This is a genomic window from Saccharothrix sp., assembly GCF_031180885.1.
Classification (GTDB): domain Bacteria; phylum Actinomycetota; class Actinomycetes; order Mycobacteriales; family Pseudonocardiaceae; genus Actinosynnema.
Genome location: NZ_JAPSLK010000037.1, coordinates 25,359 through 45,116, shown reverse-complemented (window position 1 = coordinate 45,116; position 19,758 = coordinate 25,359). Strand labels below are relative to the sequence as shown.

General features: G+C 70.1%; 22 protein-coding genes. 6 read left to right on the top strand and 16 right to left on the bottom strand.

The window, feature by feature from the left end:
* Positions 1–226 precede the first annotated feature (226 nt).
* The 5 genes from RIN75_RS30670 to RIN75_RS30650 form a co-directional block, all read right to left on the bottom strand.
* Positions 227–601 carry a PH domain-containing protein gene (locus tag RIN75_RS30670; protein ID WP_309115533.1) on the bottom strand — a complete coding sequence of 125 codons (375 nt, stop codon included), beginning with the start codon at positions 599–601 and terminating at the stop codon, positions 227–229.
* Complete coding sequence (locus tag RIN75_RS30665; RefSeq protein WP_309115532.1) at positions 598–1,134, bottom strand: DUF4240 domain-containing protein; 537 nt, start codon at positions 1,132–1,134, stop codon at positions 598–600. Before RIN75_RS30665 ends, RIN75_RS30670 begins: the two co-directional genes overlap by 4 nt.
* Positions 1,121–1,453, bottom strand: coding sequence for an aldo/keto reductase (locus RIN75_RS30660; protein WP_375296046.1), 333 nt, complete (start codon positions 1,451–1,453; stop codon positions 1,121–1,123). Before RIN75_RS30660 ends, RIN75_RS30665 begins: the two co-directional genes overlap by 14 nt.
* 186 nt (positions 1,454–1,639) lie before the next feature.
* Entirely contained in the window at positions 1,640–2,263 is a 624-nt protein-coding gene (locus tag RIN75_RS30655; protein WP_309115531.1) for a Clp protease N-terminal domain-containing protein, read from the bottom strand.
* Positions 2,264–2,282: 19 nt separating this feature from the next.
* Complete coding sequence (locus tag RIN75_RS30650; protein WP_309115530.1) at positions 2,283–2,510, bottom strand: helix-turn-helix domain-containing protein; 228 nt, start codon at positions 2,508–2,510, stop codon at positions 2,283–2,285.
* Between the two features lie 133 nt (positions 2,511–2,643).
* On the opposite strand from RIN75_RS30650, the gene RIN75_RS30645 reads away from it, so the two are divergent.
* Entirely contained in the window at positions 2,644–3,117 is a 474-nt protein-coding gene (locus tag RIN75_RS30645) for a hypothetical protein (protein WP_309115529.1), read from the top strand.
* Positions 3,118–3,122: 5 nt separating this feature from the next.
* Here RIN75_RS30645 and RIN75_RS30640 read toward each other — a convergent pair whose 3' ends face one another.
* The 5 genes from RIN75_RS30640 to RIN75_RS30620 are packed head-to-tail and all read right to left on the bottom strand — an operon-like array spanning position 3,123 to position 7,974.
* Entirely contained in the window at positions 3,123–3,824 is a 702-nt protein-coding gene (locus tag RIN75_RS30640; RefSeq protein ID WP_309115528.1) for a GntR family transcriptional regulator, read from the bottom strand.
* Positions 3,824–4,591, bottom strand: a complete 768-nt coding sequence (locus RIN75_RS30635) for a 3-oxoacyl-ACP reductase (protein ID WP_309115527.1) — start codon at positions 4,589–4,591, stop codon at positions 3,824–3,826. Before RIN75_RS30635 ends, RIN75_RS30640 begins: the two co-directional genes overlap by 1 nt.
* A 14-nt stretch (positions 4,592–4,605) precedes the next feature.
* Positions 4,606–5,964 carry an aldehyde dehydrogenase family protein gene (locus tag RIN75_RS30630; RefSeq protein WP_309115526.1) on the bottom strand — a complete coding sequence of 453 codons (1,359 nt, stop codon included), beginning with the start codon at positions 5,962–5,964 and terminating at the stop codon, positions 4,606–4,608.
* Complete coding sequence (locus RIN75_RS30625) at positions 5,961–6,653, bottom strand: gamma-glutamyl-gamma-aminobutyrate hydrolase family protein (protein WP_309115525.1); 693 nt, start codon at positions 6,651–6,653, stop codon at positions 5,961–5,963. The genes RIN75_RS30630 and RIN75_RS30625 overlap by 4 nt, the downstream gene beginning before the upstream one ends.
* Entirely contained in the window at positions 6,634–7,974 is a 1,341-nt protein-coding gene (locus tag RIN75_RS30620; RefSeq protein WP_309115524.1) for a glutamine synthetase family protein, read from the bottom strand. Before RIN75_RS30620 ends, RIN75_RS30625 begins: the two co-directional genes overlap by 20 nt.
* A gap of 156 nt (positions 7,975–8,130) precedes the next feature.
* On the opposite strand from RIN75_RS30620, the gene eat reads away from it, so the two are divergent.
* From eat to RIN75_RS30595, 5 genes are all read left to right on the top strand, one after another.
* A complete protein-coding gene (gene eat, locus RIN75_RS30615; RefSeq protein WP_309115523.1) occupies positions 8,131–9,543 on the top strand; it encodes an ethanolamine permease in 1,413 nt (470 codons plus the stop codon).
* 318 nt (positions 9,544–9,861) lie between these two features.
* A complete protein-coding gene (locus tag RIN75_RS30610; protein ID WP_309115522.1) occupies positions 9,862–10,101 on the top strand; it encodes a cellulose binding domain-containing protein in 240 nt (79 codons plus the stop codon).
* A gap of 108 nt (positions 10,102–10,209) precedes the next feature.
* On the top strand, positions 10,210–11,073 hold the full coding sequence (locus RIN75_RS30605) for a 3-hydroxybutyryl-CoA dehydrogenase (protein WP_309115521.1): 864 nt from the start codon (positions 10,210–10,212) through the stop codon (positions 11,071–11,073).
* A 690-nt stretch (positions 11,074–11,763) separates the two neighbouring features.
* Entirely contained in the window at positions 11,764–12,798 is a 1,035-nt protein-coding gene (locus tag RIN75_RS30600; protein WP_309115520.1) for a tryptophan dimethylallyltransferase family protein, read from the top strand.
* Between the two features lie 32 nt (positions 12,799–12,830).
* Positions 12,831–14,153 carry an NAD(P)-binding domain-containing protein gene (locus RIN75_RS30595; RefSeq protein WP_309115519.1) on the top strand — a complete coding sequence of 441 codons (1,323 nt, stop codon included), beginning with the start codon at positions 12,831–12,833 and terminating at the stop codon, positions 14,151–14,153.
* An 8-nt stretch (positions 14,154–14,161) separates the two neighbouring features.
* Here the strand turns inward: RIN75_RS30595 and RIN75_RS30590 are convergent, their stop codons facing one another.
* The 6 genes from RIN75_RS30590 to RIN75_RS30565 form a co-directional block, all read right to left on the bottom strand.
* Complete coding sequence (locus RIN75_RS30590; RefSeq protein WP_309115518.1) at positions 14,162–14,755, bottom strand: ATP/GTP-binding protein; 594 nt, start codon at positions 14,753–14,755, stop codon at positions 14,162–14,164.
* A complete protein-coding gene (locus RIN75_RS30585; protein WP_121219503.1) occupies positions 14,736–15,110 on the bottom strand; it encodes a DUF742 domain-containing protein in 375 nt (124 codons plus the stop codon). The genes RIN75_RS30590 and RIN75_RS30585 overlap by 20 nt, the downstream gene beginning before the upstream one ends.
* Positions 15,107–15,541: a roadblock/LC7 domain-containing protein gene (locus tag RIN75_RS30580; protein ID WP_309115517.1), complete on the bottom strand. Its 435-nt coding sequence runs from the start codon at positions 15,539–15,541 to the stop codon at positions 15,107–15,109. Before RIN75_RS30580 ends, RIN75_RS30585 begins: the two co-directional genes overlap by 4 nt.
* Before the next feature lie 43 nt (positions 15,542–15,584).
* Positions 15,585–18,071 (bottom strand): sensor histidine kinase, encoded by a 2,487-nt coding sequence (locus RIN75_RS30575; protein ID WP_309115516.1) that lies wholly within the window; start codon positions 18,069–18,071, stop codon positions 15,585–15,587.
* 238 nt (positions 18,072–18,309) lie between these two features.
* Positions 18,310–19,233 (bottom strand): superoxide dismutase, encoded by a 924-nt coding sequence (locus RIN75_RS30570; RefSeq protein WP_309115515.1) that lies wholly within the window; start codon positions 19,231–19,233, stop codon positions 18,310–18,312.
* Between the two features lie 151 nt (positions 19,234–19,384).
* A complete protein-coding gene (locus RIN75_RS30565) occupies positions 19,385–19,510 on the bottom strand; it encodes a hypothetical protein (RefSeq protein WP_309115514.1) in 126 nt (41 codons plus the stop codon).
* Positions 19,511–19,758 lie beyond the last annotated feature (248 nt).

Below are 19,758 nucleotides of genomic sequence, written 5' to 3'. Positions count from 1 at the left end.
TTGAGCCGAGGATGCGTTGAGCGGGATCGGACCGCGTGCGCCAACTGCTGGAGCCTGAGGCGGGTCGCCTGATCGGCCTGCTGTCCTGGGACCGAGGGCTCCCCCGTCCCGCGCTCCTTGTTCACGGGACGCGCGAGGAGCGGTTCGGTGCCGAATTCGACATGTCGCACGATCGGGTGACATGTCGGGTGGCCTTCAGAGCGCCGGCCTTCAGAGCGCCGGCTTTTCAGAGGACGAAGGTGGCGATCATCTGGCCCAGCAGGCAGACATCGGCGTGACCGCGGAACTCCAGTCGGACCTTGCCCAGGCCGGAGAACCACAGGTCCAGTTCGGCGTCCATGTCGAACGTGCCGGCCGTCTCGATGGAGAACGCCTGCACGCGGCTGTAGGGCAGGGACGTGAAGTCCTTCTTCCGACCCGTCATGCCCTGCACGTTCACCGCGATCACCCGCTTGTTGGTGAACACCACGAAATCGCGCACCGTCTTGAAGCACGACACGATCTGCTCGCCCTGGATGAGGATCGGGGACACCTGTCCCGCGATGTCCTCCGGCTTGCACGGGGCGAGCTTGAACACCGACGCCTTCTCGAAGTCGATCACACCTCCGACGGTACCTCCGCTCCGGCCCACCCGGCCCGGTTCGCGCCCGATTCCCGGGAGATCCCCGACCCCGTCTCCGGGTAATCCCCGAACCGCTCCTTGTGCAGGTGGGCGAAGAAGTAGCAGAAGTCCTCGGCCTCCGCGTCGACCACCGCCAACCCGGGGTCCCGCGCGACTGCCTCGTAGTACTCCCGGCCGAGCACCACGATGAAGCCGCGCGCGTAGAGGAAACCGTCGTCGGACCCGTCTGTGTGCTCGTGGACGTCCTCGCGGTCGATCTCGTGCAGCTTCCGCTCGGCCACCCGGTCCAGCGCGGTCAACTCCTCACTGGTCAGGTCCGCGCACAGCGCTGTCAGCCGGTCGAGCACGCCCTCGACCTGCTCCTCCAGCACGGCGGCGTGGTCGAAGCCGTCGTCCTCCTCCGGGTCGCGCCGGACCAGCGCCCGACGCGCCCGCGCGGCCTCGGCACCGGCCTCCGCCCACGCCTCTTCCAACAACGCCCAGAAACGGGTCTCTTCCTCAACGGTGATCATGCCGAGGACGGTACCGACGGGGTACGACAATTTCGTGCTCAGCCGTTGAGGTTGCGCTGACGGCGGGTCCGGCGATCGGCACCACGTCCTCGCCGCGGTGTTGCACCCAGGCCAGGGCGAGTTGGCCGGCGGTCACGCGCTTGTCCGAGGCCATGTCTTCCAGAAGGGAGACGACTGAGAGGTTGTGTTCTGGGTTGGCGGCGGCGAAACGGGGCTGGGAACGGCGGACATCGTTGTCCGTGAAGGCTTCCGTCGACTTGTACCGGCCGGTCGGGAAACCGCGGCCGAGTGGCGGGAACGGGACCAGGCCGATGCCCAACTCTCAACACGTGGGCACGATCCCGGCCTCGATGTCCCAGGTCCACAGAGACCACTCGCTTTGCAGGGTCGAAAATCGGGTGCACGTCGGCCGGCGGGTGGGGATGGTCGCCATGGTTGCCTCCTGATCGGGTGATCTTCGACCAGGACGCTGCGACCTGGAGCGCGCTCCAGGTCAAACGAAGCGTCAGTCGGCGATGAAAGCGGCCACTGAGGACACTGGGGTGCGGCCGGTGGTGCGTTGGTAGCGGGTGGTCAGGTCCCGGTGGCGGATTGTGCTGCCGAGGCGCCTTTCCAGGCGCAGCAACGGGTTTCGGCGTGGGGGCGGGAAGGTTCGGGCGAGGTGGTGGGCCAGGGCGAGGCGGTTGACGTTCGCGGTGTCGAGGGTCCACGCGACGCCCGGGTCGAGGGTGACGAGGATCAGGGCCAGGTGTTCCGGGCGGTGGGTGCGTTCGCGGCGGGCGAGGGCGAAGCGCAGGGACGCCTCGTAGGCGGCTTGGGCGTCCAGGCCCAGGGGTGGGCTCAGGCGGGCGCAGCGTTCGCGGGCTTTGGCGGCGCCCAAGGGGAAGAAGGGCTCCTTCGCCGGTGGCTGGTCAAGGCGGATGCCGGAGAGCAGTTGGTCGAGGTCGATGCCGAGGGTGGCCAGGGCTTCGCGGTCGGCCGCGGCGCCTGCGCCGTGCGGGGCGGCTTTCTGGACGGCTTCGCGGATGGCTGACTCGTGGCCGACCAGGGAGGTCAGGGCGAGGAGGAGGTGTTCGCTGCCGGTGCGGGGGTGGCCGAGGTCGCGGGCGAGTTCGAGGGCGCGGTCCACGGTTCGGAGCGTTTCGGGGTCAGCGCGGAACATCGGGTTCGCTCCGTCCGTACTTGCGGTGCACGGTCTGCTTGGTGACGCCGAGGCGGGTGGCGATGTCGCGCCAGGACCAGCCGGCGCGGCGGGCGGCGGCGACGTGGGCCGCCTCCAGTTGCTCGACCAGGACGCGCAGGCGGGCCACGGCGCGCAACCCGGCGTCCGGGTCGGTGCCCTGGGCGGCCTGGCCCAGATCGGTGATCGTCGACATGTCGTCAACATATGCTGACGGAGACCGGGCGTCAACACATGCTGACGACAGCGCATTCACAGCTGGGGATCAGGGTCCGCTCAGGTGGGCGACGCACGCTGGTGGGGCAGACCCATGAGCACAGGAGCCAGTCATGTCAGACCAACCACGTCCCGAGGACACGCCGGACCCCGGAACTCGGCCGCTGCCCACGCCGCCGGTCGAGGGGCAGGCGACCGGTCCTGCCGACGAGAGCACGGGGCGGCCGGCTGGGACGGCCCCGGTGGCGGGGCCGCCGGAGCAGGCCGGAGCCGAGCCGCCGCACGAGCCCGGGCCGAGCGCGGCCGGCAGTGGGCAGGCGGTGCCGCCCGCGCCGCCGCCGGCCCACGCGGGCTTTCCGCCGCCCCGCCGGGAGACCCGGGTCGGCCGGGTCGCGCGGCACCGGGCCACCCAACTGGTCGCCGTCGGGTTGCTGGGACTGGTCCTGGGCGGCGGGCTGGTGGCGTTGTTCGACCACGACCGGGGGCACGACCGGCGCGGGGCGTTCGACCGGCCCGGGCACTCCCGGATGGACGACCGCGGACCCGGCCGGGACTTCCACGAACGCGAACGCGACCGGGAACGCTGACCACCTCAGCTCAGGAAGCCGCGCAGCAGGGAAGCCGTGCCGTCCAGGTGCTCGGCCATCGCCTGCCGCGCGGCCTCCGGGTCGCCCTCCAGGATCCGGGTCACGATGAGTTCGTGCTGGTCGTTGGAGTGCGCCAGGTTCGGCGGCAGCAGCGGAATGCGGTCCAGCAGTTCGTTCACCCGCATCCGGACGTCGGCGATGGCCGCGGTGAGCGACGCCGAGCCCGTCGACTCGGCGATCGCCAGGTGCAGGCGCGAGTCCTTGCGGCGGTACTCGTCCAAGGACGCGCACGAGCACTCGGTCAGCCGCGCGCCCAGGTTGCGACGCTCGGCGGGACCCAGTGAACGGGACGCGGCGCACTCGGCGGCACCGGTCTCCAGGACGGTGCGCAGGGTCAACGCGTCCAGCAACTCGGGTGGCGCGATCGGACGGCCCGGGGAGGCCGCGGGCAAGGTGGTGTTCACGAAAGTCCCGCCGTACCGGCCGCGCCGGGACTCCACGTACCCGGCGTCCTGCAACGACCGGATGGCCTCGCGCAGGGTCGCCCGGCTCACCCCGAGCCGGGTCGCCAGTTCCCGTTCGGCGGGCAGCCGCTCACCGGGCGGCACCACGCCCAGCCGGATCGCCTGCATGAGCCGCTCGACGGTCTCCTCGAACGCGTTGCCCGCCCGGACGGGGCGGAACAACGCGTCCTGCAAGGGCATCATCACAGCGGGGTGACGTAGGCGCCCGCGATGCCGCCGTCCACCAGGAAGTTCGACGCCGTGATGAACGACGAGTCGTCGCTGGCCAGGAACGCCACCGCCGCCGCGATCTCCTCCGGCTCGGCGAACCGCCCCAGCGGCACGTGCACCAGCCGGCGCGCCGCGCGCTCGGGGTCCTTGGCGAACAGCTCCCGCAGCAGCGGCGTGTTCACCGGTCCGGGCGACAGGGCGTTGACCCGCACCCCCTGCCGCGCGAACTGCACGCCCAGCTCCCGGCTCATCGCCAGCACGCCGCCCTTCGAAGCGGTGTAGGAGATCTGGGACGTGGCCGCGCCCATCGTCGCCACGAAGGACGCCGTGTTGATCACGGAACCCTTCCCCTGCTCCAGCATGTGCGGGATGGCGTACTTGCAGCACAGGTAGACCGACGTGAGGTTGACCTTCTGCACCCGGTCCCACGCCTCGATGCCCGTGGTCAGGATCGAGTCGTCGTCCGGCGGCGAGATGCCCGCGTTGTTGAACGCGATGTCCACCGACCCGTAGGTGTCCGCGGTGGTCTTGTAGAGCGCCGACACCTGCTCCTCGTCGGTCACGTCCACCTGCACGAACAGCCCGTCCACCTCGTCGGCGGCGGCCTTGCCGGTGCCCGTGTCGAGGTCCGCGACGACCACCCGCGCGCCCTCGCTCGCGAGCCTGCGCACCGAGGCCAGGCCGATCCCGCTGCCGCCGCCGGTGACGACGGCCACCCGGCCTTCCAGTCGCTGTGCCATGTCTCTCCCAATCATCAATGTGCGATGAAGACGTTCTTGGTCTCGGTGAACGGTTCCAGCGCGTCGGGCCCCAGCTCCCGCCCCAGGCCGGACTGCTTGAACCCGCCGAACGGCGTCCAGTAGCGCACCGAGGAGTGCGAGTTGACCGACAGGTTCCCGGCCTCGACCGCCCGCGACACGCGCAGCGCCCGGCCCACGTCCCGCGTCCAGATCGACCCGGACAGCCCGTACTCGCTGTCGTTGGCCAGGCGGACGGCGTCCTCCTCCTCGGCGAACGGGATCACCGCCACCACCGGCCCGAAGATCTCGTCCACCGCCGCCGGGTCACGCGGCGACACGGGCGCGAGGACCGTGGGCGGGAACCAGAAGCCGGGTCCGTCAGGCGCGCTGCCCCGGAACGCGACCGGTGCGTCATCAGGAACGTAGGCCGACACCCGCTCCAACTGAGTGGCCGAGATCAACGGTCCCATCTCGGTCTTCTCGTCGCCCGGCTCGCCCACCACGACACCCTTCACGGCGGGCTCCAGCAGCGCCATGAACCGGTCGTACACCGAGGCCTGCACCAGGATGCGCGACCGGGCGCAGCAGTCCTGCCCGGCGTTGTCGAACACCCCGTAGGGCGCGGTCGCGGCGGCCTGCTCCAGGTCGGCGTCGGCGAACACGATGTTGGCCGACTTGCCGCCCAGCTCCAGCGTCACCCGCTTCACCTGCTCGGCGCAGCCCGCCATGATCTGCTTGCCGACCCGCGTGGACCCGGTGAACACCACCTTGCGCACCGCCGGGTGCGTCACGAACCGTTGCCCGACAACAGGTCCGGCCCCCGGCAGCACCTGGAAGACACCCTCCGGGATACCGGCCTCCAGCGCCAACTCCGCCAGCCGCAGCGCGGTCAACGGCGTCAGCTCCGCCGGCTTGAGCACCACGGTGTTCCCGGCGGCCAGCGCGGGCGCGAAACCCCAACCCGCGATCGGCATCGGGAAGTTCCACGGCACGATCACGCCCACCACGCCGATCGGCTCCTGGAACGTCACGTCCCAGCCGCCCGCCACCGGGATCTGCCGCCCGAACAGCCGCTCCGGCGCGGCGGCGTAGTAGTGCAGGACGTCCCGGACGTTCCCGGCCTCCCAACGGGCGTTGCCGATGGTGTGCCCGGCGTTGAGCACCTCCAGCGCGGCCAGCTCCTCGATCGCCCCGTCGACCTTGTCGGCGAACCGGCGCAGCAGCCGGGCCCGGTCACCGGGCGCGACGGCCTTCCACGCCGGGAACGCGGCCTGCGCCCGCGCGATCGCCGCGTCGGTCTCCTCCACCGACGCCAGCTCGACCGACCGCACGACCTCCGCCGTCGCCGGGTTGATGACCTCGAAGGCAGTCACTCGCCCCCACCTTTCCTCGCCGCCTCGACGAACGCACCGAAGACCCGGTCCTCCCGGTCGGCCTCCGGGTGCGACTGGACACCCACCACGAACCGCCGGTCCGGCAGCTCCACCGCTTCCACGACCCCGTCCGGCGCGCGGCCGACCACGGAAAGCCCTTCCCCCACCACGTCCAACGCCTGGTGGTGGTGGCACATCACGGACACCGTCGGTCCGACGATCCCCGCCAGCCGACCGGCCGACACCGACACGTCCACCTTCTCGAACACCGCCGGCGTCACGTTGTGCCCGTCGACGTGCTGGACCAGCGTCCCGCCCAGCGCCACGTTCAGGATCTGCATCCCCCGGCACACCGCCAACAACGGCAGGTCGGCCTCAAGAGCGAGCGCCACCAGCGCGAACTCGGCCGCGTCCCGCTCCACCGCCGCCGGACCGGTGCGCGGATCACGCACCGCCCCGTACCGGGCCGGATCGACGTCCGCCCCACCGGCGAGCACCAATCCGTCCACAAAGGACAGGTCGGTCCACTCCCCCACCGGCGGCAGCAACACGGGTTGCCCGCCCGCCCGGACGACGGCGTCAAGGTAGTCGCGGTGCAGCACGGCGGCGTCGGCGTCCCACACGCCGAACCGCGTCCGCTCCAGGTAGGTGCTGATCCCGATGAGCGGCCTAGAGCCGTTCGAAGCCACGGATGCGCTCCCAGTCGGTGACGAACGAGTCGTAGGCGGCCAGCTCCACCCTGGCCGCGTTCAGGTAGTGGTCCACGACGTCCTTGCCGAACGCCTCCCGCGCGATCTCGCTCTGCGCCAACAACGCGGCCGCGTCGCGCAGGGTGGTCGGCACGGTCGCCCGGTCCGAGCCGTAGGCGTTGCCCTCGAACGCGTCCTCCAGTTGGAGGTCGTTCTCCACGCCGTGCAGCCCGGCCGCGATGAGCGCCGCCACCGCCAAGTACGGGTTGACGTCCCCGCCGGGCACGCGGTTCTCGAACCGCAGCGACTGCCCGTGCCCGACCACGCGCAGCGCGCACGTCCGGTTGTCCCGGCCCCACGCCACCGCGGTCGGCGCGAAGCTGCCCGGCACGAACCGCTTGTAGGAGTTGACGTTGGGCGCGAGGAAGTAGGTCAGCTCGCGCAGCCCGGCCAACTGCCCGGCCAGGAACGACTTCATCAGCGCGGACATCCCGTGCCCGTCCGCGAACACCGGGCTGCCGTCGGTGGCGCGCAGGCTCAGGTGGATGTGGCAGGAGTTGCCCTCGCGCTCGTTGTACTTGGCCATGAAGGTCAACGACTTCCCGTGCTGGGACGCGATCTCCTTGGCACCGGTCTTGTACACGCTGTGGTTGTCGCACGTGGCCAGCGCTTCCTTGTAGCGGAAGGCGATCTCGTGCTGACCGGGGTTGCACTCGCCCTTGGCCGACTCGACCTCCAGGCCCGCGCCCGCCATGTGGTTGCGGATGGCGCGCAGCAGCGGCTCGATGCGGGCGGTGCCCAGCAGGGAGTAGTCGACGTTGTACTGGTTGGAGGGTGTCAGGTCGCGGTAGCCGCGCTTCCAGGCCTCCTCGTAGGTGTCGTCGAAGACGATGAACTCGAGCTCCGTGCCCACGAACGCCTGGAGGCCGCGCTCGGCCAGCCGGTCGAGCTGGCGGCGCAGCACCTGCCGGGGCGAGGCGACGACCGGTTCGCCGTTCTCCCACTCGATGTCGCACAGCACCATGGCGGTGCCCTCGTGCCACGGCACGCGGCGCAGCGTGGACAGGTCGGGCTTCATCACGAAGTCGCCGTAGCCGCGGTCCCACGACGACATCGCGTAGCCGGCGACGGTGTTCATGTCGACGTCCACCGCGAGCAGGTAGTTGCAGCCCTCGGCGGCGTGCGCCAGGACCTCGTCGAGGAAGTAGCGCGCGGCGCAGCGCTTGCCCTGGAGCCGGCCCTGCATGTCCACGATCGCCACCAGGACGGTGTCGATCTCACCGGCGTCCACCAACTCGCGCAACTCGTCGACCGTGAGCATCCCGGCGAACCTCCAAAGGTATGACTGCGAGCCATTGGGCGCCCCATCCTGACACCAACCGCGCCAGGACACTAGCCCCCCATTGACATGACCGCAGCGCACGCGCCACCCTCAACCACCTTCAAAGGAGCGCAACTAACCCATTAGGGAGCGCAGATGGCGAAGCACGTCGAGTACGAGAAGGTGGGCGACGAGTACCTGGAGCACCGACAGCTCAAACGCGGCGCCGCGGGGTGGGTCCTGCTGGCCGGACTCGGTGTCTCGTACGTGATCTCCGGCGACTTCGCCGGCTGGAACTTCGGACTGGCCGAGGGCGGGTGGGGCGGCCTGCTCATCGCCACGGTGCTGATGGGCGCCATGTACACGTGCATGGTGTTCGGCCTGGCCGAACTGGCCGCGGCGCTGCCCGTGGCGGGCGCCGGGTACGGCTTCGCGCGCCGCGCGCTCGGCCCGCTGGGCGGCTTCGCCACCGGGATCGCCATCCTCATCGAGTACGCCATCGCGCCCGCCGCCATCGCCGTGTTCATCGGCGGGTACGTCGAGACGCTTGGCCTGTTCGGGCTGACCAACGCGTGGCCGGTGTACCTGGTGTGCTTCCTGATCTTCATCGGCGTGCACCTGTACGGCGTGGGCGAGGCGCTGCGGCTGATGTTCGTGATCACCGGCATCGCCGTGGTGGCGCTGCTGGCGTTCGTGATCGGCATGATCCCCAAGTTCGACGCGGACAAGCTGTTCGACGTCGGGGATGGCTCGTTCCTGCCGTTCGGGGTGACGGGCGCGCTGGGCGCGCTGGTGTTCGCGATCTGGTTCTTCCTGGCCGTGGAGGGCGTTCCGCTGGCCGCCGAGGAGGCGCGCGACCCGAAGCGGGACATGCCGCGCGGCATCATCGGCGCGATGCTGGCGCTGCTGCTGTTCGCGGGCGCCATCCTGGTGTTCGCGCCCGGCGGGGCGGGTTCGGAGGCGTTGAAGGCGTCGAACAACCCGCTGCCCGACGCGGTGCGAGCGGCTTACGGTGGGGACAACCTGCTCGCGCAGGTGGTGAACTACGTGGGCCTGGCCGGTCTGGTCGCCAGCTTCTTCTCGATCATCTTCGCCTACTCCCGGCAGCTGTTCGCGCTGTCCCGGGCCGGGTACCTGCCGCGGTGGCTGTCGCGGACCGGCAAGCGCAAGACGCCGTACCTGGCGCTGATCGTGCCCGGCGCGATCGGGTTCATCCTGGCCTCGGTGACGCAGAACGGCGCGTTGCTGATCAACATCGCGGTGTTCGGCGCGGCGCTGTCGTACGTGCTGATGATGTTGTCGCACATCGTGTTGCGGGTCCGCGAGCCGAACCTGGAGCGCCCGTACCGCACGCCCGGCGGCGTCGTCACGACCGGCGTGGCGCTGGTGCTCGCGGTCGCGGCCGTGGTGGCCACGTTCTTCGTCGACGAGTTGGCGGCCGGCATCACCGCGGGCATCGTCGTGGTCGCCCTGGCCTACTTCTGGTTCTACAGCCGCCACCACCTGGTCGCCGCCGCGCCCGAGGAGGAGTTCGCGGCCATCGAGGAGGCGGAGCGCGAGCTGAGCTGAGTCACATATCTGGACCCTGTCCACATACTTGACGGTCTAGACCACTCGCGAATAACCCTCCGCCCAACCGCCGCCTACGGACAAGTCCCGTAGGAGCCCTCATGGAGCACCGCGCGTTAGCCGCGAGCGCCGCCACGCTCGCGGCCATCGCCGTCTCGCTGACGGTCGTCGCCGCCGCCCCGCAGGCCCAACCCCAGGCGTCACTCGACCTCAGCGCCGCCAACCGCCGCGCACCGCTGCCGGGCCTGCCCGACTGGAGCAAGGCCGGCTACCGGGGCGGGCGGGAACACCTGGTCCACCGGCTACAACGGCCAGTACGTGATCACCAACGGCGGCGGCAGCCAGGTCACCTCGTGGCGAGTCGGGTTCGACCTGCCGCCCGGCACGACACTCGGCAGCGCCTGGCGGGCCGACGTCACCCGGAACGGCACCCGCCACACGCTCGCCAACAAGCCCTACAACGGCACCCTCGCCCCCGGCGCGTCGACCGACTTCGGCTTCGGCGTGACGGGTCTCGGCGTGCCGCTCGACTGCACGGTCAACGGCTCACCCCGCTGAGCGACGGAAGATCTTTCGGCTCACGCGCCGACCGGCCGGTGAACCTACTGGCCGGTCGCCCTCCGACTGGAGATGTGCGCGCCCGACCCCTCCTGGCAGTATCAGGGCGTGAGTGACATTCAACGTGTTGGAGTGGTGGGTGGCGGGCTCATGGGGTCCGGCATCGCCGAGGTCTGCGCGCGCGCCGGCCTCGACGTGCTGGTCTCCGAGGTCAGCCACGACGCCACCGAGGCCGCGCGAGGGCGGATCGCCTCCTCGCTCGGCAAGGGTGTGCGCAGCGGCAAGCTGAGCGCGGAGGACCGGGACGCCGCGCTGGAGCGGCTCCGGTTCACCACCGACCTCGCCGACTTCGCCGACCGGAACCTGGTCGTCGAGGCCGTCGCGGAGAACGAGCAGGTCAAGACCGAGGTCTTCGCCGCGCTGGACAAGGTCGTCGAGGACCGCCGGGCGATCTTCGCCTCGAACACCTCGTCGATCCCGATCATGAAGCTGGGCATGGCGACCAGCCGCCCGGAGCAGGTCATCGGCGTGCACTTCTTCAACCCGGTGCCGGTGCTCAAACTGGTCGAGCTGGTCCCCTCGCTACTGACCGGCGAGCAGACCCGCGAGCGGGCCGAGGCGTTCGTGACCCAGGTCCTGCACAAGGAGGTCATCCTGTCGCAGGACCGGGCCGGGTTCGTGGTGAACGCCCTGCTCATCCCGTACCTGCTGTCCTCGATCCGGATGCTGGAGTCCGGGTTCGCCTCCGCCGAGGACATCGACAACGGCATGGTGCTGGGCTGCGCGCACCCGATGGGGCCGCTGCGCCTGGCCGACCTGATCGGCCTGGACACCACCAAGGCGATCGCCGAGTCGATGTACGAGGAGTTCAAGGAGCCGCTGTACTCCCCGCCGCCGCTGCTGCTGCGCATGGTCGACGCGGGGTTGCTGGGCAAGAAGAGCGGGCGCGGGTTCCACAACTACGCCAAGTAGTGCTTGCGTGTGCATGGGACAGCCCCGGGATCGGGCTGTCCCATGCACACGACCCGGCTGAACGGCGAGGGCGAGCCGCACATCTCCAACGTGCCAGTCGGGTACGGGCACCGTCCTGGTGGGACTGTCCATGTCGGCGGCCGGACCCGACTCGGACGCCGCGCTGCACGCGTACCGGACCGCCGTGGACCTGCGGGACGCACTCCTCGTGCCGCGCCGACCGCGAGCCGGCGCTGCTCGTCCCGCCCGCCGAAGAGCTGCGGTGGCGGGCACGGGCGCCCTACCACATGAGGAACCCTCACACGACCGCCAAGTGGCACGAACAACAATTCCCCATACCGTCTTGAATGGGGAGCCGCATTGGTGCGGAAACTTCGGAGTTTACCCCACCGACGCCCCCGGACAAAGAACACGATGCGTCATCGAGAGCCACCGCGCAGTGCGTCGAAAGGCTGACGACATTCGCCGTCAATATGCCGTTCGGAGCAGTTTCGACTACCGGCCCCAAATGTGACAACAGCCGCTCCGGCGCTTTAGAGTGCGCTGCGTCACGCCCGGGTCCCCCGGTGGACAAGCCGCTTTGCATAACGTACTTTCGGTGCGCACCCCCGAGGAGGACTCGCCTTGGCCGCCGGAGAGGTATCCATCCGCGATTTCACCACCAGCCAGTTGACCGGTCTACTGCATTCCGTGGGTATTGGCGACAATATCGCCGATTGTGTTTCGCTGCTCGCCGACGCACTCGGCCCGGGCGCGCTGCGGTCGATTTCCGACCCGATTCGGTGGGCCTCCGGCGTGGCGGACGACCACTCGCCGGTCGAGTTCTCCACGGCCTTCGGCATCGGCGAGCGGCCGGTGGTGCGGATGATCGTCGAGCCGACCGCCAACACCCCGTCGCGCCAGGACAACACCGCCGCCGCCCTGCGCGCGCTGCGGCGGATGGCCCGGCGCGCGGACGTGGACACCTCCCGGTTCGACGCGGTGGCGGACCTCTTCCTGCCCGAGCACCCCGAGCAGGACTTCGTCTTCTGGTACTCGCTCGTGCTCCAGCACGCCACCCCGCCGGCCGTGAAGGTCTACCTGAACCCCGAGGTCAGGGGCGGTGCGGCGGCTGACGGGCTGGTCCACGAAGCGCTGTCGCGGACCGGGTTCGGCGCCGGGCACGCCGCCCTGCGCGCGCACGCCCTGACCCGGCCGGGCCTGGACCGCTACTCCTTCTTCGCCCTCGACCTCGTCGAGCGGCGGCGCGCCCGGGTCAAGGTCTACGTCTCGCACGACCTCGCGGGCGTGGCCGACGTGACCCGCGCGGCGCAGGCCGCGACCGGGGTGGACAGCGACCGGCTGCCGGACTTCTGCCTGCTCACCGGCGGTCGCGAACATCCCACGTTCGGGGGTCGCCCGCTCGTGTCCAGCTTCACCTTCATGGACGGCGACGACACCGCGCCCAGCGGCTACTCCCTCTACGTCCCGATCCGCGACTACGTCAACGACGACGCCGAGGCCCGCGCCCGCGTGCTCGCCGTGATGGCGAAGTACGGCCTGGACGCGACCCAGTTCGACCGCGCGCTCGACAGCATCGCCCAACGCCCGCTCGACGAGGGCGTCGGCCTGATCGCGCACGTCTCGCTGCGCATGGGCCGCCCGCGCCCCGGCATCTCCGTCTACCTGTCCTCCGAGGCGTACAGCACGACGGCACCCCGGTCCGCGACGAGCGTGGCGGTGTGAGAAGCCGGCCAAGACCGCACGTCGAGTGGCCCGTGGTCGACCACACCTGCGTGGTCGGCGCGGGCCTGTCCGGCATCGCCGTCGCCGCCGCCCTGCGCGCCCGCGGCCTGCCGGTCACCGTGCTCGACCGCGGCGACGCCGTCGGCGGCCTGTGGCACCAACCCGACGACGACAGACCCGGCCCCGGGTACCGGTCGCTGCACCTCAACACCGCGCGCGGCCTCACCGGCTACCCGGACTACCCCATGCCCAGCAGCCTCCCGCGCTTCCCCCGCCACGACCAGGTGGCCGCCTACCTGCGCTCCTACGCCGAAATCAAGGGCGTCACCGAGGTGACGGAGCTGGGCGTGGAGGTCCAGTCGGCGGCGCGCGACGAGGACGGCACGTGGCTGGTCACCTCCGTCGACCGGTCCGGCGCGCGGCGCAGGCGCCGGTTCGGGCACCTGGTGGTCGCCGCGGGCCACCACTGGTCGCCCAAGGTGCCCGCACTGCCCGGTGACGAGACTTTTCCCGGTCGCAAATCGCACTCCTTCGACTACTCCACCCCGGTGGCGCACGCGGGCAAACGGGTGGTGGTGGTCGGGTTCGGGAACTCGGCCGCGGATATCGCGGTCGACCTGTCCCGGATCGCCGCGCGCACCGTCGTGGTGCAGCGGCGCGGGGTGCACGTGCTGCCCAAGACCCTGCTCGGCATCCCACTGGACGAGATCGCCGGGATGCGGTGGTGGACCCGCTTGGCGTTCCCGGAACAACGGCGACTGGTCGAGGTGATGCTGCGGGTGATTCGCGGACCGCTGCGCGACTACGGTCTCGCGGAACCGGACCACCCGTTGTTCGGCGGGGCCATCACGGTGTCCGACGAACTGCTCAGCCGGATCGCGCACGGTGACATCGTCGTGAAACCCGCCGTCGACCACGTCGATCAGTCGGCGATACATTTCGCGGACGGCTCGGTCGAGGTCGCCGACGAGCTGCTCTACTGCACCGGCTACCACATCGAATTCCCATTCCTGCCGTTCGAATGGGTGTTCGAACCCGGCGGGCGGGTCGCGCTCTACCAGCGGGTCGTCTCACTGACCCAGCCGGACCTCTATTTCGCCGGGCTGATCCGGCCCTTCGGGGCCATCACGCACCTCGTGGCCGCACAGGCGGAATGGATCGCGGACCTGGTCGAGGGAATCGCCGAACCGCCGTCGCCGCAGGCCATGCGCAAGGAGGTCGCGGCACACCTGAAGATGGCGGCGGCGCGCTACGGCACTTCGGCCGCCGACTCCATCCAGGTCGACTACGCGCCGTACCTGGCGGCGCTGCGCGCGCAACGCCGCTCGAAGGTCCTCACCACCCGCCGGGGCTGACGCACGCGTCAGACGGTCGCGTCGAGGCGGTCCATCGTGTGCTGGATCAGGCTCACCAGCACCGTCTTGCTCGACTCGCGGTCGCGGGCGTCGCACAGCACCACCGGGATGGCGTCGTCCACGTCCAGCGCCCGCCGCACCTCGTCCACTTCGTACCGGTGCGAGCCCTCGAAGCAGTTGACCCCGATGACGAACGGGATGCCGCGCCGCTCGAAGAAGTCGATGGACGGGAAGCTCGAGTCCAGCCGCCGCGTGTCCACGAGGATCACCGCGCCGATCGCACCGTAGGCCAGCTCGTCCCACATGAACCAGAACCGGTTCTGGCCGGGAGTGCCGAACAGGTACAGCACCACCTCGGGGTTGATCGTGATCCGGCCGAAGTCGAGGGCGACCGTCGTGGTCTCCTTCTGCTCCAGCCCCACCACGTCGTCGACCCCGACACCGGCCTCGGTGAGCAGCTCCTCGGTGTGCAGCGGGGGTATCTCGCTGACCGAGTTGACCATCGTCGTCTTGCCGGTGCCGAAACCGCCGGCGATGACGATCTTGACTGGGGTGGGGACCAGCAGTTCCCCGCCCGGCCGCTCAGATTCCACGGACACCATCCAGCACCGCCTGCAACAGGTTCCGGTCCGGCACCACCGGAACTCGGGAGGGGTCTCTGATCACCACGTCGCCGCGCTGGATCAGGTCGGACAGCAACACCTTGACCACCACCAGCGGCACGTCCAGGTACGCCGCGACCTCGGCCACCGACAGCGGCCTGCGGCACAGCTCCATGATCTCCAGGTGCTCGACCGACAGCGCGTCCGGGTCGGACGGCGACGGCATCGCGCGCACCTGGGTCACCAGGTGCAGCTCCGGGCGCAGCGGGCGGGTCCGGCCGCGCACCATCGCGTACGGGCGGACGAGCGGACCCGCCGCCTCGTCGTACCACCAGTCCCCGCGGCCGGACTTCACGACGACCGCCGGGCGCTGGGCAACGCGGAGCCGGTGCCGCGCGGCGCCGAGGACAGGTACGTGCCGACCCGCTTGACGAGCATGTTCATCTCGTAGGCGATCATGCCCATGTCGGAGTCCTCTTCGCCGAGCACCGCCAGGCACGCGCCGTGCCCGGCCGCGGTGACGAAGAGGTAGGCGTGCTCCATCTCGACGATGGTCTGCCGCACCGCGCCGCCGCCGAAGTGCCGGCCCGTGCCGCGCGCCAGGCTCTGGAACGCCGAGGCCATCGCCGACAGGTGGTCGGAGTCGTCCTTGGACAGTCCCGGAGAGCGACCGAGCAGCAGGCCGTCCGCGGACAGCACCACCGCGTGCCGGGCGCCCACCACACGGCTGACCAGGTCGTCCAACAACCAGTTCAGTTCGTTGTGCTGGCTGGTCATGTCGTTCATCGGCTTGCCTTTCCGGTTTCCAGTCGTCCGGTCGCGGTCGTGGTCAGGGTTCGAGCGCGTCGTCGGAGCGGCGTGCGTCGCGCGTGCCCCGCTGGAACGCCGACAGGCCCTTGCGGGTCCGCTCGGCGGACTGCTCGACGTCGACCTCGGCGAGCGGTTCGGGCGAAGGGTGGAAATCGTTGCGCACCAACTGCGGGGCGAGGTTCTGCTGCCGGCGGCGGCGGGGCAGCTCCGGCCGGGAGCCGGTGTCCTCGTCCGTGGCGGTGGTGCGCTTGCGCTGCGGCAGGTCCAGCTCGCCGCCGCGCTGCGGCAGGTCGAGGGACCCGCTGCGCTGGGAGAAGTCGTGCTGGTTGAAGTCGAGGGATCCGCTGTGCGAGGACAGGTCGAGCGCTCCGCTGTGCGAGGGCAGGTTCAGTCCTCCGCTGAGTCCGTCGTCCGCTGGAAGGGAATCGCTGTTGGCCGCGGCCTCGGCGGCGGCCCAGAAGCCTTCCAGCTCTCGGGAAGTACCGGGAAACCTGGCCTCGCGCACCACCTCCTCGGCGGGTTCGGGCACCAGGTGGTCCTCGTAGGCGCGCCGCGGCAGCTGGCCGGTCTCGGCGAACTCGCCCGCCGTGGCGGAGCCCGCGACGATCGCGGACGGGATGAGCACGAGCGCGAGCGTGCCGCCGTAGGGCGACTCGCGCAGCTCGACGTGGATGCCGCGGCGGGCGGCCAGGCGCGCCACCACGAACAGGCCCAGCCGGGACTCGCCGCGCAGCCGCATGGCGTCGAACTCGGGCGGGTCGGCGAGCATCGCGTTGTGCTGCTCGCGGTCCTCGGGGTTGATGCCCAGGCCGTGGTCCTCGATCTCCACCACGACGCCCTGCGGCACCTCGCTGGCGTGGACCTGCACCTGGGAGCGCGGCGAGGAGAACGCGGTGGCGTTGTCGACCAGCTCGGCGATCAGGTGGATGGTGTCCGCGACGGCCGCGCCGACCAGGGCGGTGTCGGGCACCGGGTTCACCTTGACCCGCACGTACTGCTCGGTCTCGGCGACCGCGGCGCGCAGGACGTCCAGCAGCCGCACGGGCTTGCGCCACTGCCGGCCGGGCTGCTCGCCGGCCAGGATGATCAGGTTCTCGGCGTTGCGGCGGGCGCGCGTGGCCAGGTGGTCGAGCTGGAACAGCGCGTCGAGCTGGTCGGGGTTCTCCTCCTCGCGCTCCAGCTTGTCCAGGATCTTGAGCTGGCGGTGCACCAGGCCCTGGTTGCGGTGGGCGATGTCGAGGAACACCCGGTTCACGCCCTCGCGCGCCTGGCTCTCCTTCACCGCGGCGGCGACGGCGGTGTACTGGGCGGCGTTGAACGCGTCGGCCACCTGGCCGATCTCGTCGGTGCCGTAGTCCAGCGGCGGCACCTCGGCCTCGACGTCCACGTGCTTGCCCTCGCGCAGCCGGTCGACGATGTCGGGCAGCCGTTCGTGGGCCAGCGCCAGGGAGTCCTTCTTCAGCGAGGTCAGGCGGGTGATCAGGGCGCGGTTGACCAGGCGGTTGGAGGTGCGGACGGCGGTGATGATGCCGCCCAGGACGACGATCAGGGCGATCAGCGAGCCGACGAGGACGGTGATGAACCGGTTGTTGCCGCGGTCCAGGCCGATGTCGGCGGCGAGCGTGCCCTGGTCGACGGCCAGCGCGACGAGCTTCTCCGAGATCGGGTCGGCCACCGCCTGCCACTGCTGGGCGGAGACGTCGGCGTCGGGCGAGGAGATCAGCCGGTTCTCCAGCTCCAGCAGTTCCTTCCAGCCCTGGGACTCGGTCAGCACCCGGTACTCGCGCTGCACCGCCTCCTCCGCCGACGGCATGAGGACGTCGAGCTGGGCGTGGTAGGAGCCGACGAGGCGGACGAACTCCAGCCGGTCCTCGGCGGCCGGCTTGTCGACGGTCAGCGCGGAGGCGGCGACGGAGGAGGCGCGGGACATCCAGTCGGCGGCGCGGAACATGTCGGTGGCGTTCAGACCGCCCTGGGCGGCCACCGAGTCGGGCACCGAGCGGGCCTGCGCGGTGAACAGGCGGGTGCCCGCGTCGATGATGTCGTTGTAGAACTTGTAGACCTGGTTGCGGTCGGCCTTGCCGCCCTCGAACTGGCGGCGCTGCTCGGGCAGCTGGTCGAGCTGGGCGTTCAGGCCGTTGATCTTGACGACGATCTCGTCCGGCGCCTTGCCGGCCACGTCGGCGAACGCGGTCCGCATCGACTTGGTGGTCTCGTCGACCACGCGCTGCTGGGCGTGCAGCTCGTCCAGGTCGGCGTCGCGCCGGCCGAGGGCGGTCATCGCGAGCTCGCGTTCCTTCTGGATGGCGACGAACGCGCTGACGGCGGGGATCGAGGCGTCCTTGACGCTGACCGCGACCGCACGGGTGTAGAAGCCGTCGAACACCGTGTAGGAGGAGAACGCCAGCCACATCACCAGCAGGACCACGCTCGGCACGACCACCACACCGGTGAGCCGCGAGCGGATCGTCTTCTGGCTCGTCTCCGCCTTGCTCTTCTGCTTCACAGTGCTCCGCAGCCTCGTGAACTCGTCCACCTGGTCAGGCGCAGCACAATGAGCACTGCCTCTTCGTCACCTGATCGTTGGCCACGGAACGGTAACACCTGAAGATCATCATTACGAAGAGACAGCGATCACGTGCGCGACGCGACTGCGAGGTTACCCAGTCGAGTGACATGCCGAACAGGGGGCTGATGTGAACTTTGCGCTCATCAGCCCCCTGACTCTTAACCCGTGGGACGGACTAAGGCTTGGGAACCGCCACCGCGTTGTACGGGGTGGATGGTGTCGGCGGCGTGGTGAAACGGGCGTTGGGCAGATAGAGCCGGTTGGCGAACGAGGCCACGGTGGTCGGCACGTCGAAGCGGGTGTCAGTGATCTTCGTCACGAGCTTTCCACTGGTCCCTGCTTTGTCAAGTTCGAATGCGGCCAGCGTGTTGAGACGGTTCTGCACCACGTACAGGGTGCGGCCCTCGACGAGCAGGCCGTCGCCGTTGGTCAGGACGTATCCGCCCAGGTCAACGATCTTGGTCACGCCGTCGTCGGTGAGCCGGTGCAGCAGGCCCTCGTTGCTCTGCACGACCAGCAGCGCGCGGCGGTCGGGCGTCTGCGCGATGCCGTTCGCATTGTTGACACCGGCGGTGAGCTTGAAGTCGCCGGTCAGCGGGATCGCGGTGTGGGCGGCGGGCAACTCGCCGTGCCGGCCGAATGGGATCTTGTAGAGCAGCGCCTTGCGGGAGTCGGTGAAGTAGGCGGCGTCATCGGTGATCACGACGTCGTTGACGAAGGTGTCGGAGGTCGCGAATTTGTAAGAACTGAGGATCTCTCCAGTTTTCGCGTCGACGACCCGCCCGTCACCTCCCGCGCCGCCGGCGACGAACAGCCGTTTCCACCGGTCGACCTTCAACCCGACCGAAGCCGTCCCCGGCCCCTGGCTGAACACCTCCCCGTGCCCGGTCCGCAGGTCGACCCGGAAAAGATCACCGTCCGCGCGCGACCCGAAGTAGGCGACGGGCGCGTGGCCGATGGCGATGCCCTCCGGCAGGAAGCCGTTCGGCAGGGCGAACTCGTCGGGGAAGGGATGCGCTCTCTCGGCGGCCGCCGGCGCCGCGGCGACCAGGGAAACCCCGAGCACCACCGCGGCCAGCGCCCCCAGTGTGCGAGACATGACCACTCCTTCGGTTGTCCGTGGGCGCGAGTCTGGCGCAGCGGGCGGCGGGGGTGAACGGTCTACAGCAAACCGACAGGAACCCCTTGCCCCGGTCACGGAACCGGCCCGCCTCGAAGATCGAGACGGGCCGGACCGGTGGGGACTCGCGTCAGGCGCCCTGGGAGGTGCCGGACTCGGTGACCGAGTTGACCGACCAGTAGTCGGTGGTCACCGCACCAACGGTCGCCAGCACGGCGAGGGCGAGCGACATCGCCACAACGAAACGGGGAAGCACGGGAGTCTTTCTCCTCACAGAACGAAAGGGATTGGCGCCGCCGCCGACCGGGCGGGGGCGGGCTGATCATGCAGGAGAATAAACCGCCATTACAAGTCGCCTGAAATTATCCAGCACTCATGCTGCGTGACCAGGGCGTTCCGACTCGCGGAGCAGGCAGAAGCGACGAATCCACACGTTCGGCGGCTGGACCAGGGGCTCCGTGCTCGCTGCGTCACCGACCGAGGAGCCGATCAACGCTCGGCTTC